The sequence below is a fragment of the Bacillus sp. 196mf genome (genome assembly GCF_003217275.1).
GTDB classification, from domain to species: Bacteria; Bacillota; Bacilli; order Bacillales; family Bacillaceae_G; genus Bacillus_A; species Bacillus_A thuringiensis_S.
Genome location: NZ_QJTG01000032.1, coordinates 32,427 through 47,422 on the forward strand (window position 1 = coordinate 32,427; position 14,996 = coordinate 47,422).

Here is a 14,996-nt window from a genome sequence, read left to right on the forward strand (position 1 = left end):
AAAGTGGGACGTAAGTTTCGCTTTCTAGTCTAAATATAAAATAACCTATATAAACTAAGGAGGAATTTAGAATGGCTAAAGCTAAATTCGAACGTTCTAAACCCCATGTTAACATCGGTACAATCGGCCACGTTGACCATGGTAAAACTACATTAACTGCTGCGATCACTACAGTTCTTGCAAAAGCTGGTGGTGCTGAAGCACGCGGATACGATCAAATCGACGCTGCTCCAGAAGAAAGAGAGCGCGGAATCACAATCTCAACTGCACACGTTGAGTACGAAACTGAAACTCGTCACTATGCACACGTTGACTGCCCAGGTCACGCTGACTATGTTAAAAACATGATCACTGGTGCTGCTCAAATGGACGGCGGTATCTTAGTAGTATCTGCTGCTGATGGCCCAATGCCTCAAACACGTGAGCACATCCTTCTTTCTCGTCAAGTAGGTGTTCCTTACATCGTTGTATTCTTAAACAAATGCGACATGGTAGACGACGAAGAATTATTAGAATTAGTAGAAATGGAAGTTCGTGACCTATTATCTGAATACGGATTCCCAGGCGACGACATTCCTGTAATCAAAGGTTCTGCTCTTAAAGCTCTTCAAGGAGAAGCTGATTGGGAAGCAAAAATCATTGAATTAATGACTGAAGTTGATGCTTACATCCCAACTCCAGAACGTGAAACTGACAAACCATTCTTAATGCCTATCGAGGATGTATTCTCTATCACAGGTCGTGGTACAGTTGCAACTGGTCGTGTAGAGCGCGGAATCGTTAAAGTTGGTGACGTAGTAGAAATCATCGGTCTTGCTGAAGAGAATGCTTCTACAACTGTAACTGGTGTAGAAATGTTCCGTAAACTTCTTGATCAAGCTCAAGCTGGAGACAACATCGGTGCTCTTCTTCGTGGGGTTGCTCGTGAAGACATCCAACGTGGACAAGTTCTTGCTAAAACTGGCTCTGTAAAAGCACACGCTAAATTCAAAGCTGAAGTTTTCGTATTATCTAAAGAAGAAGGTGGACGTCACACTCCATTCTTCGCTAACTACCGTCCTCAGTTCTACTTCCGTACAACTGACGTAACTGGTATCATCCAATTACCAGAAGGTACTGAAATGGTAATGCCTGGTGACAACATCGAAATGACTATCGAACTTATCGCTCCAATCGCTATCGAAGAGGGAACTAAATTCTCTATTCGTGAAGGTGGACGTACAGTAGGTTACGGTGTAGTTGCTACTATCGTTGAGTAATCTTAGCTGATATAAAAAAACCTAAGGGATTTTCCCTTAGGTTTTTTGTTTGCGTTTATATAAAGAAGAAGAGTGTGTTTTTTTGTTTTGACGAGTTTCTTCTATAGTAATATAAAAACAACAAAAGATAATCCAGAAACTGTAAAACGAATTCTGTTAGATGAAAACTTGAAATTCTTTAAAGTGCCATGTATAATAGCAAAAGTAGAGAAAAGCAGATGCAAACAAAAAGATGCTTGCATCTAGACGAATAACATTGTATAATAGACAATGTTGGTCTTTGACTGCGATGAAGTGGAAGGTTGCTGACACACCCGGCCGCTTTGCCATGGCATGGTGTGGGGAAATTTCCATGGAGAAGGTCTATTTTAGAAATAGGCGAACGAAGGAGGGAAAATAATGGCAAAAGAAAAAATTCGTATCCGTTTAAAAGCTTATGATCACCGTATTCTTGATCAATCAGCTGAGAAAATTGTAGAAACAGCTAAGCGTTCTGGGGCAACAGTTTCTGGTCCGATCCCATTACCAACTGAGAAGACTATTTACACAATTCTTCGTGCTGTTCATAAGTACAAAGATTCTCGTGAGCAATTCGAAATGCGCACACACAAACGTTTAATCGATATCGTGAGTCCTACTCCACAAACAGTAGATTCATTAATGCGTTTAGACTTACCGTCTGGTGTAGATATCGAAATCAAACTATAAATTATATAACTTAAAAATGTAGGAGGTGTAACTCATGACCAAAGGAATCTTAGGAAGAAAGATCGGTATGACTCAAGTATTTGCTGAGAACGGTGAGTTAATCCCAGTAACAGTTATCGCTGCTAATCCAAACGTTGTTCTTCAAAAGAAAACAACTGAAACTGATGGCTACAATGCAATCCAGTTAGGATTTGAAGATAAACGTGAAAAGTTAACTAACAAACCTGAACAAGGCCACACTGCTAAAGTATCTACAACTCCTAAGCGCTTCATTCGCGAAATCCGCGATGCAGACGTGGACGGATTAGAGGTTGGTCAAGAGGTAAAAGTTGAAGTTTTCGCTGCAGGTGAAATCGTTGACGTAACAGGAATTTCTAAAGGTAAAGGTTTCCAAGGTGTTATCAAACGCCACGGACAATCTCGCGGACCTATGTCTCATGGTTCTCGCTATCACCGTCGTCCAGGTTCAATGGGCCCAGTTGCTCCGAACCGTGTATTCAAAGGCAAAAAACTTGCTGGACGTATGGGTGGAGACCAAGTTACTATCCAAAACTTAGAAATCGTTCAAGTTGACACTGAGCGCAACTTATTACTAGTAAAAGGTAACGTTCCAGGTGCTAAGAAATCTCTTGTAGTTGTTCAAGGCGCTGTGAAGGTTAGCAAATAATTCACAATAGGAAGGAGGAATTCCAATGCCAAAAGTTACTGTATATAACCAAACTGGTTCACAGGTTGGTGAAATCGAATTAGCTGAAGCTATTTTCGGTATCGAACCAAATGAAGCTGTACTTTTCGAAGCTGTAATGATGCAACGTGCATCTTTACGTCAAGGTACACACAAAGTAAAAACTCGCTCTGAAGTTCGCGGTGGTGGTCGTAAACCATGGCGTCAAAAAGGAACTGGACGTGCTCGTCAAGGGTCTATCCGCTCTCCTCAATGGCGTGGTGGTGGTACGGTATTCGGACCTACACCAAGAAGCTATGCGTACAAACTTCCTAAGAAAGTTCGTCGTTTAGCAATCAAATCTGCATTAGCTACTAAAGTAGTTGAGAACAACATTGTAGTTCTTGAAGACCTAGTGTTAAATGCACCAAAAACAAAAGACATGCTAGCAGTACTTAAAGGATTAACTGTTGAGAAGAAAGCTCTTATCGTAACTGCTGATGCAAACGAATCTGTAGAGTTATCTGCTCGCAATATCCCTGGAGTAACAGTAATCACTGCTGATGGCGTAAACGTTTTAGACGTGCTTCATCATGATAAGCTAATCATGACAAAAGCGGCAGTGGAAAAAGTAGAGGAGGTGCTTGCATAATGAGAGATCCTCGTGATATCATTAAGCGCCCAGTTATCACTGAACGTTCTATGGAAATGATGGCTGAAAAAAAATACACGTTCGATGTGGACGTTAAATCTAATAAAACAGAAGTTAAAGATGCTCTTGAAGCGATCTTTGGTGTTAAAGTAGAAAAAGTGAACATCATGAACTACAAGCCGAAAGCAAAACGCGTTGGTCGTCACGCTGGTTTTACTAGCCGTCGTCGTAAAGCAATCGTTAAGCTAACTGCTGACAGCAAAGAAATCGAAATCTTCCAAGGCGTTTAATTCTTACTAAAGAAGGAGGGAAATTGAGATGGGAATTAAAAAGTATAATCCAACTACTAACGGTCGTCGTAATATGACTACGAATGATTTCGCTGAAATCACGACTGACAGACCCGAAAAGTCATTACTTGCTCCTTTAAGCAAGAAGGCTGGTCGTAATAACCAAGGTAAAATTACTGTACGTCATCAAGGTGGCGGACATAAGCGTCAATACCGTATCATCGACTTTAAGCGTAACAAAGATGGAATTCCAGGACGCGTTGCTACGATCGAATACGATCCAAACCGCTCTGCGAATATCGCATTAATTAACTACGTTGACGGTGAAAAACGTTACATTCTTGCTCCTAAATCTTTAGAAGTAGGTATGGAAGTTATGTCTGGCCCAGAAGCTGACATCAAAATCGGTAACGCATTACCATTAATCAACATTCCAGTAGGTACTGTTGTTCATAACATCGAGCTTAAGCCTGGTCGTGGCGGACAATTAGTTCGTTCTGCTGGTACATCTGCTCAAGTACTTGGTAAAGAAGGTAAATACGTACTTGTACGTTTAACTTCTGGTGAAGTACGTCTTGTATTATCTGCTTGTCGCGCTTCAATCGGTCAAGTAGGTAACGAACAACACGAACTTATCAAAATCGGTAAAGCAGGTCGCTCTCGCTGGTTAGGTAAACGCCCAACAGTTCGTGGTTCTGTAATGAACCCGGTTGATCACCCACACGGTGGTGGTGAAGGACGTTCTCCAATCGGACGTAAGTCTCCAATGTCTCCATGGGGTAAACCAACTCTTGGATTCAAGACTCGTAAGAAAAACAAAGCGTCTGACAAATTCATCGTTCGTCGTCGTAAAAAATAATGGGATTGTAGTACGGTTCATTTCTAGAACCGTACGCCAATCACGAAGGGAGGCACCAAAATGGCTCGTAGCTTAAAAAAAGGACCATTTGTCGATGATCACTTAATGAGCAAAATGGAAAAATTAGTTGCATCTGAGCAAAAACAAGTTGTTAAAACTTGGTCTCGCCGTTCAACAATCTTCCCTCAGTTCATCGGACACACAATCGCTGTATATGATGGTCGTAAACACGTACCTGTGTACATCACTGAGGATATGGTTGGCCATAAGTTAGGTGAATTCGCACCAACTCGTACGTATAAAGGTCACCTTGCTGACGATAAGAAAACTAGAAGATAATGAGAGGAGGCACTTCAATGCAAGCTAAAGCAGTAGCGAGAACAGTTCGTATTGCTCCTCGTAAAGTTCGTTTAGTAGTAGACTTAATCCGAGGTAAGCAAGTGGGTGAAGCGATTGCTATCCTTAACCACACACCAAAAACTGCTTCTCCAGTTGTAGAAAAAGTTTTAAAATCTGCAATCGCAAATGCAGAGCACAATTATGAGATGGACATTAACAACCTAGTTGTTGAAAAAGTCTTCGTTGACGAAGGTCCAACGTTGAAACGTTTCCGTCCACGTGCAATGGGTCGTGCAAGCCAAATTAACAAACGCACAAGCCACATTACAGTTGTGGTATCAGAAAAGAAGGAGGGATAATCGATGGGTCAAAAGGTTAATCCAATTGGTCTTCGTGTCGGTGTTATCCGTGACTGGGAATCTCGTTGGTTCGCTGAGAAAGATTACGCTACATTATTACATGAAGACATCAAAATCCGTGAGTACATTAATGTACGCTTAAAAGATTCTGCTGTTGCTAAAGTAGAAATCGAACGTGCAGCAAATCGTGTAAATGTTACAATTCACACTGCAAAACCTGGTATGGTAATTGGTAAAGGTGGTACTGAAGTTGAAGCACTTCGTAAAGCTCTTAACCAATTAACAGGCAAGCGTGTACACATCAACATTTTAGAAGTTAAGAGAGCTGATCTTAACGCTAAATTAGTAGGCGAAAACATCGCTCGTCAATTAGAAAACCGTGTATCATTCCGTCGTGCACAAAAGCAAGTTATTCAACGTGCTATGCGTGCAGGTGCTAAAGGTATTAAAACACAGGTTTCTGGTCGTCTTGGCGGAGCTGATATCGCTCGTGCAGAATCTTACAGTGAAGGAACTGTTCCACTTCATACACTTCGCGCTGATATTGACTATGCAGCAGTTGAAGCTGATACAACATACGGTAAATTAGGCGTAAAAGTATGGATCTACCGTGGAGAAGTCCTTCCTACAAAAAAGAAAGCTTCTGAGGAAGGAGGAAAATAATATGTTAATGCCAAAACGCGTAAAATATCGTAGAGAGCATCGTGGTAAAATGCGTGGTCGTGCTAAAGGTGGAACTGAAGTTGCTTTCGGTGAATTCGGTTTACAAGCACAAGCTGCTTCATGGATTACAAACCGTCAAATCGAAGCTGCTCGTCGTGCAATGACTCGTTACATGAAACGTGGCGGTAAAGTATGGATTAAAATTTTCCCTTCTAAACCTTACACTGCAAAACCTCTAGAAGTACGTATGGGTTCCGGTAAAGGGGCACCAGAAGGCTGGGTAGCAGTAGTAAAACCTGGGAAAATTATGTTCGAAATCGCGGGTGTATCTGAAGAGGTAGCACGCGAAGCATTACGTCTTGCAGCTCACAAGTTACCTGTGAAATGTAAATTCGTAAAACGTGAAGAAAATGGTGGTGAATCTAATGAAAACTAATGATATTCGTGAATTAACCACTGCCGAAATCGAAACAAAAGTTAAAGCTTTAAAGGAAGAGTTGTTTAATCTTCGCTTCCAACTTGCTACAGGACAATTAGAGAATCCAACTCGCATTCGTGAAGTGCGTAAAGCAATTGCTCGTATGAAAACTGTAGTTCGTGAAAGAGAGATCGGAATTAATCGATAAATTGAGGGGAGGTTTGCATAGTGAGCGAACGTAACCAACGCAAAGTTTATACTGGTCGTGTAGTGTCTGACAAAATGGACAAAACGATTACAGTTTTAGTTGAAACTTACAAAACTCATTCCTTGTACGGAAAACGTGTTAAGTATTCTAAGAAGTACAAAGCCCATGATGAGCAAAACCAAGCGAAACTTGGCGATATCGTTAAAATCATGGAAACTCGCCCGCTTTCTGCTACTAAGCGTTTCCGTTTAGTTGAAATCGTTGAAGAAGCGGTTATTATCTAAATAGACGAATCGGAATTTTTAGTCCGAAGGGAGGTTTCATAACATGATCCAACAAGAATCTCGTTTGAAAGTTGCTGACAACTCTGGTGCACGTGAACTTTTAACAATTAAAGTATTAGGCGGCTCTGGTCGTAAATATGCTAACATTGGTGACATTATCGTTGCTACGGTAAAACAAGCAACACCAGGTGGCGTTGTTAAAAAAGGTGACGTTGTTAAAGCAGTAGTAGTACGTACGAAGAGCGGAGCTCGTCGTCCGGACGGTTCTTACATCAAATTTGATGAAAACGCAGCGGTTATCATTAAAGACGATAAGAGCCCACGTGGTACTCGTATCTTCGGACCAGTAGCTCGTGAATTACGTGATAGCAACTTCATGAAGATCGTTTCTTTAGCTCCAGAAGTTCTATAATTTAAGGTATTGCCTTGCTAAGGAGGTGCAGAATTAAGATGCATGTAAAAAAAGGTGATAAAGTACAGGTAATCACTGGTAAAGACAAAGGAAAACAAGGCGTTATCCTTGTGGCTTTCCCAAAGCAAAACCGTGTTATCGTTGAGGGTGTTAACATCGTTAAAAAACACTCTAAGCCATCTCAATTAAATCCACAAGGTGGAATTATTACTAAAGAAGCACCTATTCACGTTTCTAACGTTATGATTTTAGATCCGAAAACAGGTGAACCTACTCGCGTAGGCTTCAAAGTAGAAGATGGTAAAAAAGTTCGTATTGCAAAAAAATCTGGTGAATTATTAGATAAATAATTTTCTTAAGAAAGGAGGTCACTTCATTGAATCGCCTTAAAGAGAAGTTCCAAAAGGAAATTACTCCTGCTCTAGTGAGCAAGTTTAACTATAAATCTGTGATGGAAGTACCGAAAATCGAAAAGATCGTAATCAACACTGGTGTTGGTGACGCGGTATCTAACTCAAAAGCTTTAGACAATGCAGTAGAAGAATTAACACAAATCGCAGGTCAAAAACCTGTTGTAACTCGTGCTAAAAAATCAATCGCTGGTTTCCGTCTTCGTGAAGGTATGCCAATCGGTGCGAAAGTAACTTTACGCGGCGAGCAAATGTATGAGTTCTTCGACAAATTAGTATCGGTTTCTTTACCACGTGTACGTGATTTCCGTGGTGTTTCTAAGAAATCATTCGATGGTCGTGGGAACTACACATTAGGTGTTAAAGAGCAACTTATCTTCCCTGAGATTGATTATGATAAAGTAAGCAAAGTACGCGGTATGGACATCGTAATCGTTACTACAGCGAAAACTGATGAAGAAGCTCGTGAACTTTTAACACAATTCGGTATGCCATTCCAAAAATAATGGAAGCCAACGCTAAGTAGAGGAGGCGAAAACGTGGCTAAAAAATCTATGATAGCGAAACAAAAGCGTACTCCTAAGTTTAAAGTACAAGAGTATACACGTTGCGAACGCTGCGGTCGTCCGCATTCTGTATACCGCAAATTTAAACTTTGCCGTATTTGTTTCCGTGAACTTGCATATAAAGGTCAAATTCCTGGTGTTAAAAAAGCTAGTTGGTAAAACCCACAAATGGGAAGGAGGTAAAACACATGGTGATGACAGATCCAATTGCAGACATGCTTACTCGCATCCGTAATGCGAACATGGTGCGTCATGAGAAATTAGAGGTTCCTGCTTCTAAAATCAAAAAAGAGATCGCTGAACTTTTAAAACGTGAAGGTTTCATTCGTGATGTAGAATACATCGAGGATAACAAACAAGGTATCCTTCGTATTTTCCTGAAATATGGTGCAAACAATGAACGTGTAATCACTGGATTAAAACGTATCAGTAAACCTGGCTTACGCGTTTACGCTAAAGCTGACGAAGTACCACGTGTACTTAACGGATTAGGTATCGCTCTTGTTTCTACATCTAAGGGAGTAATGACAGACAAAGACGCTCGTCAATTACAAACTGGTGGAGAAGTAGTAGCATACGTTTGGTAATATATATTTAAAACGAACGGAGGTGTGACCACATGTCTCGTATTGGTAAAAAGATTCTTGAAATCCCTGCAGGTGTTACTATTACAATTGCAGAAGACAATACTGTAACAGTAAAAGGCCCTAAAGGTGAATTAACTCGTAAATTCAATGCTGATATGTCTATCAAAATTGAAGAAAATACACTAACAGTTGAGCGTCCATCTGAACAGAAGGAACACCGTGCATTACACGGTACAACTCGTGCTTTAATCGGAAACATGGTTGAAGGTGTAACTGCAGGTTTCGCACGCGGACTTGAATTAGTCGGTGTTGGTTACCGTGCTCAAAAACAAGGAGATAAACTTGTTTTAAGCGTAGGTTATTCTCATCCAGTAGAAATGACTCCGGAAGCAGGTCTTGAAGTTGAAGTACCTGCACCAACTAAAATCGTAATTAAAGGTATCGACAAGCAACGTGTTGGCGAATTTGCTGCTAACATCCGTGCTGTACGTGCTCCTGAGCCTTACAAAGGTAAAGGTATTCGTTACGAAGGCGAAGTTGTTCGTCGTAAAGAAGGTAAAACTGCTAAGTAAACCCGTTAGGTGAGAGAAAGGAGTGACAAGAAAATGATCACTAAAGCTGATAAAAATGCGACTCGTAAGAAAAGACATGCACGTGTACGTGCTAAACTTACTGGTACTGCAGAGCGTCCACGTTTAAACGTGTTCCGTTCTAACCAACATATTTACGCTCAAGTTATTGATGATGTGAATGGTGTAACGTTAGTAAGTGCATCTACTCTTGATAAAGACCTTGCTCTTAACGGTACTAGCAATACTGAAGCTGCTACGAAAGTTGGAGAATCAGTTGCTAAGCGTGCTGTAGAGAAAGGCGTTAAAGAAGTAGTATTTGATCGCGGTGGTTACTTATACCATGGCCGTGTTAAAGCTCTAGCTGAAGCTGCTCGTGAGGCTGGATTACAATTTTAATGGTCAAAGGAGGGAAAATTGATGCATCGCATTGACCCAAGTAAATTAGAACTTGAAGAACGTGTAGTTACGATAAATCGTGTCGCGAAAGTTGTTAAGGGTGGTCGTCGTTTCCGCTTTGCTGCACTAGTTGTAGTTGGCGATAAAAACGGTCATGTTGGATTCGGTACTGGTAAAGCACAAGAGGTACCAGACGCAATCCGCAAAGCTATCGAAGACGCTAAGAAAAACTTAATCGCTGTACCATTAGTTGGTACAACAATTCCACACACAATCAACGGTCACTTTGGAGCTGGTGAAGTATTCTTAAAACCTGCTGCTGAAGGTACTGGTGTTATTGCTGGTGGACCTGTTCGTGCGGTACTTGAATTAGCTGGTGTACAAGATATTCTTTCGAAATCTCTTGGTTCTAACACACCAATCAACATGATTCGCGCTACTGTGAACGGATTAAGCGAACTTAAGCGCGCTGAAGATGTTGCAAAATTACGCGGTAAATCTGTAGAAGAGCTACTAGGTTAAGGAGGGAAAACAAATGGCGAAAAAGTTAGAAATTACCCTCACTCGTAGTGTAATTGGTCGTCCACAAGATCAACGTGCGACGGTAGAAGCTTTAGGTCTTAAAAAGTTGAATTCAACTGTAGTTAAGGAAGAAACTCCTGCTATTCTTGGTATGATCAACAAAGTTTCTCACCTTTTAACTGTAAAAGAAGCTTAAGGATAACTCATTAATATAAGGAGGTGCCTGGGAATGAAACTTCATGAATTGAAACCTGCAGAAGGTTCTCGTAAAGTACGTAACCGTGTCGGTCGTGGTATCGGTTCTGGTAACGGTAAAACTGCTGGTAAAGGTCATAAAGGACAAAACGCACGTTCTGGTGGCGGTGTTCGTCTTGGCTTCGAAGGTGGTCAAACTCCATTATTCCGTCGTTTACCAAAACGCGGCTTCACAAACATTAACCGTAAAGAGTTTACTATTGTAAACTTATCAACGTTAAATCGTTTTGAAGATGGTACAGAAGTAACACCTGAATTATTGCTGGAAACTGGCGTTATCAGCAAGTTAAACGACGGTGTTAAAATTCTTGCAAGCGGAGCAGTAGAGAAAAAACTAACTGTTAAAGCGCACAAGTTCTCTTCAAGTGCTAAAGAAGCAATTGAAGCAGCTGGCGGATCAGTTGAGGTGATCTAATGTTTCGTACAATCTCCAACTTTATGCGCGTTGCTGAGATAAGACGTAAAATATTATTCACTTTAGCGATGTTAATCGTATTCAGGATTGGCACGTTTATCCCAGTGCCATTTACAAATGGAGACGTACTGAAAGCACAAGACCAATTAAATGCTTTAGGTATTCTAAATACATTTGGCGGTGGCGCCTTGAAAAACTTCTCCATCTTTGCGATGGGAATCATGCCGTATATTACAGCATCCATCATCGTGCAATTATTGCAGATGGATGTTGTTCCTAAATTTTCGGAATGGTCGAAGCAAGGTGAAATGGGCCGTCGTAAACTAACGCAATTCACGCGTTACTTTACAATTGTTCTTGCGTTTATTCAGGGGTTTGGTATGTCAATCGGTTTTAACGGTATGGTAGGTGGGCAATTAATTTTGAATCCTGGTTGGAGCACTTATTTATACATTGCTACGGTACTGACTGCTGGTACTGCATTTTTAATGTGGTTAGGCGAACAGATTACAGCTAAAGGTGTGGGTAATGGTATTTCCATCCTTATCTTTGGCGGTATTGCTGCAGCGATCCCAAGTGTTATATCTCAAGTGTATCAACAACAGTTTCAAAATATCGGAGATCAATTGTTCATGAGTATCGTTAAAGTTGCATTGATTTTACTAGCTGTGCTAGCAGTTATTGTTGGTGTTATTTTCATTCAACAAGCTGTTAGAAAGATCCCAATTCAATACGCGAAGCGTGTAACAGGAGGGAATGGGAATCATGCTGGAGCACAAAACACACATTTACCGCTTAAGGTAAATAGTGCGGGTGTTATTCCAGTCATTTTTGCTGTTTCATTCTTAATTACGCCTCCAACTATTGCACAGTTCTTCCCGAAACATGATGTATCGCAGTGGATTATTGCAAACTTTAACTATTCTCACCCAGTGGGAATGATCATATATGTTGCGCTCATTCTAGCCTTCACATATTTCTATGCATTTGTTCAGGTTAATCCAGAGCAAATGTCAGAGAATCTAAACAAGCAAGGTGGATATGTTCCAGGTATTCGTCCGGGTAAGAATACAGAACAATATCTAACAAAAATCTTGTATCGTTTGACCTTTGTAGGATCAATTTTCCTAGCAGCGATTGCAATCTTACCAGTTATCTTTACGAAATTGGGAAATCTTCCTCCATCTGCACAGATTGGTGGAACGAGTATGTTAATCGTTGTCGGCGTTGCTTTAGAAACAATGAAGCAGCTAGAAAGCCAACTGGTAAAACGCCATTACAAAGGGTTTATCAAGCAGTGAGTAAGTGGGAAGAAACATCTTCCCTACATGCTCATGTACTGAGGGGGAACAAGGATGAACTTAATTTTAATGGGGCTTCCTGGTGCTGGTAAAGGTACACAAGCCGAACAGATTGTAGCCAAGTATAACATCCCTCACATTTCAACAGGAGATATGTTCCGTGCAGCTATGAAGGCTGAAACTGAAATGGGTCTACAAGCAAAATCTTTTATTGATAAAGGTGCACTTGTTCCAGATGAAGTTACAATCGGAATTGTTCGTGAACGTTTAAGTCAAGAAGACTGCGTAAGAGGTTTCTTACTAGACGGTTTCCCACGAACTGTTGCACAAGCATCAGCTCTTGAAGAGATTATGAAAGATCTTGGCAAAAAAATCGACTATGTTTTAAACATTAATGTGGATTCAGGGTTGTTATTAAAACGCCTTACAGGCCGTCGCATTTGTAAAGAGTGCGGTGCGACTTACCACTTAGAATTCAATCCACCAGCAAAAGCTGATGTGTGCGATAAATGTGGTGGCGAATTATACCAACGTTCTGATGACAATGAAGAAACTGTAGCAAATCGTTTAGATGTAAATATTAAGCAAACAAAACCTTTGCTTGATTTCTACGACGAGCTTGGTTACTTAAAAAGCATTAATGGTGAGCAAGATATCAATAAAGTATTTGCTGATATCGATGTTCTCATCGGAGGCTTAGCGTAATGATCATCTGCAAAACTCCTCGCGAGATAGAAATCATGCGAGAAGCTGGCAGAATCGTTGCTTTAACTCATCAAGAGTTGAAACAGCACATTACTCCAGGAATTACAACGAAAGAGCTCGATCAAATAGCGGAAAAGACGATTCAAAAATATGGTGCTACGCCATCTTTTAAAGGATACAACGGATTTCCGGGGAGCATATGTGCTTCTGTAAATGAAGAGCTTGTACACGGAATTCCAGGAAAGCGCAAGCTCAAAGAGGGCGATATCATCAGTATCGATATTGGTGCGAAATACAATGGGTACCATGGAGATTCTGCATGGACGTATCCAGTTGGAAACATTTCTGAATCTGTTCAAAAGCTACTTGATGTCACAGAAAAATCGTTGTATCTTGGTCTAGAACAAGTAAAACCAGGCGAGAGATTATCAAATATCTCACATGCGGTTCAAACCCATGCTGAAGAGAATGGATTCTCGATCGTTAGGGAGTATGTTGGTCACGGAATCGGGCAAGACTTACATGAGGACCCTCAAATCCCGCACTATGGTCCACCAAATAGAGGCCCTAGATTAAAGCCGGGAATGGTCATCTGTGTTGAGCCGATGGTGAATCAAGGAAGACGATATGTAAAAACACTATCTGATGACTGGACAGTGGTAACGGTAGATGGTAAATGGTGTGCCCATTTTGAGCACACGATTGCTCTTACAGAAGCAGGATACGAAATCCTTACCACTTTATAAGTAGCTGGCTCTCCGGGATTTCAGAGCAGTGTAAAATGTTACTGATTTGAAGAAGGGAGAACTATTGAATGGCTAAAGATGATGTAATTGAAGTCGAAGGTACCGTTCTTGAAACGTTGCCAAATGCTATGTTCAAAGTAGAATTAGAGAATGGGCATGTCGTATTGGCTCACGTTTCTGGTAAAATCCGTATGAACTTCATTCGTATTTTACCAGGAGACAAAGTTACGGTAGAATTATCTCCGTACGATTTAAATCGTGGTCGTATTACGTACCGTTTTAAATAATATAGCACTCCGTAATCTTTAAGGAGGTTCGAGACATGAAAGTAAGACCGTCAGTTAAACCAATCTGCGAAAAATGTAAAGTTATTCGTAGACGTGGAAAAGTAATGGTTATTTGTGAAAACCCTAAACATAAACAAAAACAAGGTTAATCAGAAGGAGGTGCATTCAGAATGGCACGTATCGCAGGTGTAGATATTCCTCGAGACAAACGCGTTGTTATTTCTTTAACTTACGTATTCGGCATTGGTCGCACAACTGCTGAAAAAATTCTTACTGAAGCTGGTATTTCTTCAGAAACACGAGTTCGTGATTTAACGGAAGACGAATTAGGACGTATCCGTGATGTTATCGATCGTATTAAAGTTGAGGGAGACCTTCGTCGTGAAGTATCTCTTAACATTAAACGTCTAATGGAGATCGGTTCTTACCGTGGTCTTCGTCACCGTCGTGGTTTACCAGTTCGTGGTCAAAATTCTAAAAACAATGCTCGTACACGTAAAGGTCCACGTCGTACAGTAGCAAATAAAAAGAAATAATAAGTAAAGGAGGTTGAACTAACAATGGCACGTAAAACAAACACTCGTAAAAAACGTGTGAAAAAGAATATCGAAGCTGGTATAGCTCATATTCGTTCTACTTTCAACAACACAATCGTAACACTTACAGATACTCACGGTAACGCGCTTTCTTGGTCTAGTGCTGGTGCACTTGGTTTCCGTGGATCTCGTAAATCTACTCCATTCGCTGCGCAAATGGCTGCTGAAGCTGCTGCTAAAGTTGCAATGGAGCACGGTTTAAAAACTTTAGAGGTTACTGTTAAAGGTCCTGGTGCTGGTCGTGAAGCTGCAATTCGTGCTCTTCAAGCTGCAGGTCTAGAAGTAACAGCAATTAGAGATGTTACTCCAGTTCCTCATAATGGATGTCGTCCGCCAAAACGTCGTCGTGTGTAATTTTTCTGTATAGAATTTTCCCTTTTGTCTATAATGGATATGATGCATTATCGAGAAATTTCGTACAGAAACATCGCTTGTTGTGCACAATCGGGAACTGCCTAAGGGGGACTTTCGGTTAGACAGGGGTTATACCTTTGTTTAACCGGGGTTTCGACGTTTTGAAGGA

The 14,996-nt window shown here is 40.9% G+C and carries 29 protein-coding genes; all 29 read left to right on the forward strand.

Translation table 11 applies throughout. The features are described from left to right. Positions 1–71 precede the first annotated feature (71 nt). The 29 genes from tuf to rpsK all read left to right on the forward strand — a co-directional run bounded on the left by tuf (position 72) and on the right by rpsK (position 14,827). Positions 72–1,259 carry an elongation factor Tu gene (gene tuf, locus ATL10_RS26470; RefSeq protein ID WP_001029617.1) on the forward strand — a complete coding sequence of 396 codons (1,188 nt, stop codon included), beginning with the start codon at positions 72–74 and terminating at the stop codon, positions 1,257–1,259. 399 nt (positions 1,260–1,658) lie between these two features. After that, complete coding sequence (rpsJ, locus tag ATL10_RS26480) at positions 1,659–1,967, forward strand: 30S ribosomal protein S10 (protein ID WP_001040595.1); 309 nt, start codon at positions 1,659–1,661, stop codon at positions 1,965–1,967. A 34-nt stretch (positions 1,968–2,001) separates the two neighbouring features. After that, on the forward strand, positions 2,002–2,634 hold the full coding sequence (rplC, locus tag ATL10_RS26485; RefSeq protein WP_110497833.1) for a 50S ribosomal protein L3: 633 nt from the start codon (positions 2,002–2,004) through the stop codon (positions 2,632–2,634). 25 nt (positions 2,635–2,659) lie between these two features. Beyond that, positions 2,660–3,283 (forward strand): 50S ribosomal protein L4, encoded by a 624-nt coding sequence (gene rplD / locus ATL10_RS26490; RefSeq protein ID WP_001127258.1) that lies wholly within the window; start codon positions 2,660–2,662, stop codon positions 3,281–3,283. Continuing rightward, positions 3,283–3,573: a 50S ribosomal protein L23 gene (gene rplW, locus ATL10_RS26495; protein ID WP_001205558.1), complete on the forward strand. Its 291-nt coding sequence runs from the start codon at positions 3,283–3,285 to the stop codon at positions 3,571–3,573. Before rplD ends, rplW begins: the two co-directional genes overlap by 1 nt. A 28-nt stretch (positions 3,574–3,601) precedes the next feature. Further along, the gene (rplB, locus tag ATL10_RS26500) at positions 3,602–4,432 is read left to right on the forward strand and encodes a 50S ribosomal protein L2 (RefSeq protein ID WP_000511583.1); all 831 of its coding nucleotides are present in this window, start codon (positions 3,602–3,604) and stop codon (positions 4,430–4,432) included. Positions 4,433–4,492: 60 nt separating this feature from the next. Further along, positions 4,493–4,771, forward strand: a complete 279-nt coding sequence (rpsS, locus tag ATL10_RS26505; RefSeq protein ID WP_000124454.1) for a 30S ribosomal protein S19 — start codon at positions 4,493–4,495, stop codon at positions 4,769–4,771. 17 nt (positions 4,772–4,788) lie between these two features. Beyond that, entirely contained in the window at positions 4,789–5,130 is a 342-nt protein-coding gene (gene rplV, locus ATL10_RS26510) for a 50S ribosomal protein L22 (protein ID WP_001148024.1), read from the forward strand. 3 nt (positions 5,131–5,133) lie between these two features. Continuing rightward, positions 5,134–5,793, forward strand: coding sequence for a 30S ribosomal protein S3 (rpsC, locus tag ATL10_RS26515; protein WP_000529956.1), 660 nt, complete (start codon positions 5,134–5,136; stop codon positions 5,791–5,793). A gap of 1 nt (position 5,794) precedes the next feature. Further along, complete coding sequence (rplP, locus tag ATL10_RS26520; protein WP_000928971.1) at positions 5,795–6,229, forward strand: 50S ribosomal protein L16; 435 nt, start codon at positions 5,795–5,797, stop codon at positions 6,227–6,229. Next, positions 6,219–6,419 carry a 50S ribosomal protein L29 gene (gene rpmC / locus ATL10_RS26525; RefSeq protein ID WP_000855718.1) on the forward strand — a complete coding sequence of 67 codons (201 nt, stop codon included), beginning with the start codon at positions 6,219–6,221 and terminating at the stop codon, positions 6,417–6,419. The genes rplP and rpmC overlap by 11 nt, the downstream gene beginning before the upstream one ends. 20 nt (positions 6,420–6,439) lie before the next feature. Beyond that, positions 6,440–6,703, forward strand: coding sequence for a 30S ribosomal protein S17 (gene rpsQ / locus ATL10_RS26530; RefSeq protein ID WP_000004106.1), 264 nt, complete (start codon positions 6,440–6,442; stop codon positions 6,701–6,703). A 43-nt stretch (positions 6,704–6,746) separates the two neighbouring features. Beyond that, positions 6,747–7,115 carry a 50S ribosomal protein L14 gene (rplN, locus tag ATL10_RS26535; protein WP_000615912.1) on the forward strand — a complete coding sequence of 123 codons (369 nt, stop codon included), beginning with the start codon at positions 6,747–6,749 and terminating at the stop codon, positions 7,113–7,115. Positions 7,116–7,153: 38 nt separating this feature from the next. Further along, positions 7,154–7,465 carry a 50S ribosomal protein L24 gene (gene rplX / locus ATL10_RS26540; protein WP_000558200.1) on the forward strand — a complete coding sequence of 104 codons (312 nt, stop codon included), beginning with the start codon at positions 7,154–7,156 and terminating at the stop codon, positions 7,463–7,465. A 26-nt stretch (positions 7,466–7,491) separates the two neighbouring features. After that, positions 7,492–8,031: a 50S ribosomal protein L5 gene (rplE, locus tag ATL10_RS26545; protein WP_001080829.1), complete on the forward strand. Its 540-nt coding sequence runs from the start codon at positions 7,492–7,494 to the stop codon at positions 8,029–8,031. Positions 8,032–8,064: 33 nt separating this feature from the next. Then, a complete protein-coding gene (gene rpsN, locus ATL10_RS26550; RefSeq protein ID WP_001085700.1) occupies positions 8,065–8,250 on the forward strand; it encodes a 30S ribosomal protein S14 in 186 nt (61 codons plus the stop codon). Positions 8,251–8,279: 29 nt separating this feature from the next. Then, positions 8,280–8,678, forward strand: coding sequence for a 30S ribosomal protein S8 (gene rpsH, locus ATL10_RS26555; RefSeq protein WP_000245511.1), 399 nt, complete (start codon positions 8,280–8,282; stop codon positions 8,676–8,678). Positions 8,679–8,710: 32 nt separating this feature from the next. After that, the gene (gene rplF, locus ATL10_RS26560) at positions 8,711–9,250 is read left to right on the forward strand and encodes a 50S ribosomal protein L6 (RefSeq protein WP_000086551.1); all 540 of its coding nucleotides are present in this window, start codon (positions 8,711–8,713) and stop codon (positions 9,248–9,250) included. Between the two features lie 33 nt (positions 9,251–9,283). Next, complete coding sequence (rplR, locus tag ATL10_RS26565; RefSeq protein ID WP_000628818.1) at positions 9,284–9,646, forward strand: 50S ribosomal protein L18; 363 nt, start codon at positions 9,284–9,286, stop codon at positions 9,644–9,646. 21 nt (positions 9,647–9,667) lie between these two features. Beyond that, positions 9,668–10,168, forward strand: coding sequence for a 30S ribosomal protein S5 (gene rpsE / locus ATL10_RS26570; RefSeq protein ID WP_000554646.1), 501 nt, complete (start codon positions 9,668–9,670; stop codon positions 10,166–10,168). 13 nt (positions 10,169–10,181) lie between these two features. After that, complete coding sequence (gene rpmD, locus ATL10_RS26575) at positions 10,182–10,364, forward strand: 50S ribosomal protein L30 (RefSeq protein ID WP_001085233.1); 183 nt, start codon at positions 10,182–10,184, stop codon at positions 10,362–10,364. Between the two features lie 33 nt (positions 10,365–10,397). Next, positions 10,398–10,838 carry a 50S ribosomal protein L15 gene (rplO, locus tag ATL10_RS26580; RefSeq protein ID WP_000766083.1) on the forward strand — a complete coding sequence of 147 codons (441 nt, stop codon included), beginning with the start codon at positions 10,398–10,400 and terminating at the stop codon, positions 10,836–10,838. Next, positions 10,838–12,139 (forward strand): preprotein translocase subunit SecY, encoded by a 1,302-nt coding sequence (gene secY, locus ATL10_RS26585; RefSeq protein ID WP_110497835.1) that lies wholly within the window; start codon positions 10,838–10,840, stop codon positions 12,137–12,139. Before rplO ends, secY begins: the two co-directional genes overlap by 1 nt. A gap of 54 nt (positions 12,140–12,193) precedes the next feature. Continuing rightward, a complete protein-coding gene (locus ATL10_RS26590) occupies positions 12,194–12,844 on the forward strand; it encodes an adenylate kinase (protein ID WP_001048995.1) in 651 nt (216 codons plus the stop codon). Further along, the gene (map, locus tag ATL10_RS26595) at positions 12,844–13,590 is read left to right on the forward strand and encodes a type I methionyl aminopeptidase (protein ID WP_000582539.1); all 747 of its coding nucleotides are present in this window, start codon (positions 12,844–12,846) and stop codon (positions 13,588–13,590) included. The genes ATL10_RS26590 and map overlap by 1 nt, the downstream gene beginning before the upstream one ends. A gap of 68 nt (positions 13,591–13,658) precedes the next feature. Continuing rightward, a complete protein-coding gene (gene infA / locus ATL10_RS26600; RefSeq protein WP_001029884.1) occupies positions 13,659–13,877 on the forward strand; it encodes a translation initiation factor IF-1 in 219 nt (72 codons plus the stop codon). A gap of 35 nt (positions 13,878–13,912) precedes the next feature. After that, entirely contained in the window at positions 13,913–14,026 is a 114-nt protein-coding gene (gene rpmJ / locus ATL10_RS26605; protein ID WP_000868344.1) for a 50S ribosomal protein L36, read from the forward strand. 21 nt (positions 14,027–14,047) lie between these two features. Then, a complete protein-coding gene (rpsM, locus tag ATL10_RS26610; RefSeq protein ID WP_000090792.1) occupies positions 14,048–14,413 on the forward strand; it encodes a 30S ribosomal protein S13 in 366 nt (121 codons plus the stop codon). 24 nt (positions 14,414–14,437) lie between these two features. After that, complete coding sequence (rpsK, locus tag ATL10_RS26615; RefSeq protein WP_000101797.1) at positions 14,438–14,827, forward strand: 30S ribosomal protein S11; 390 nt, start codon at positions 14,438–14,440, stop codon at positions 14,825–14,827. Positions 14,828–14,996: the final 169 nt, after the last annotated feature.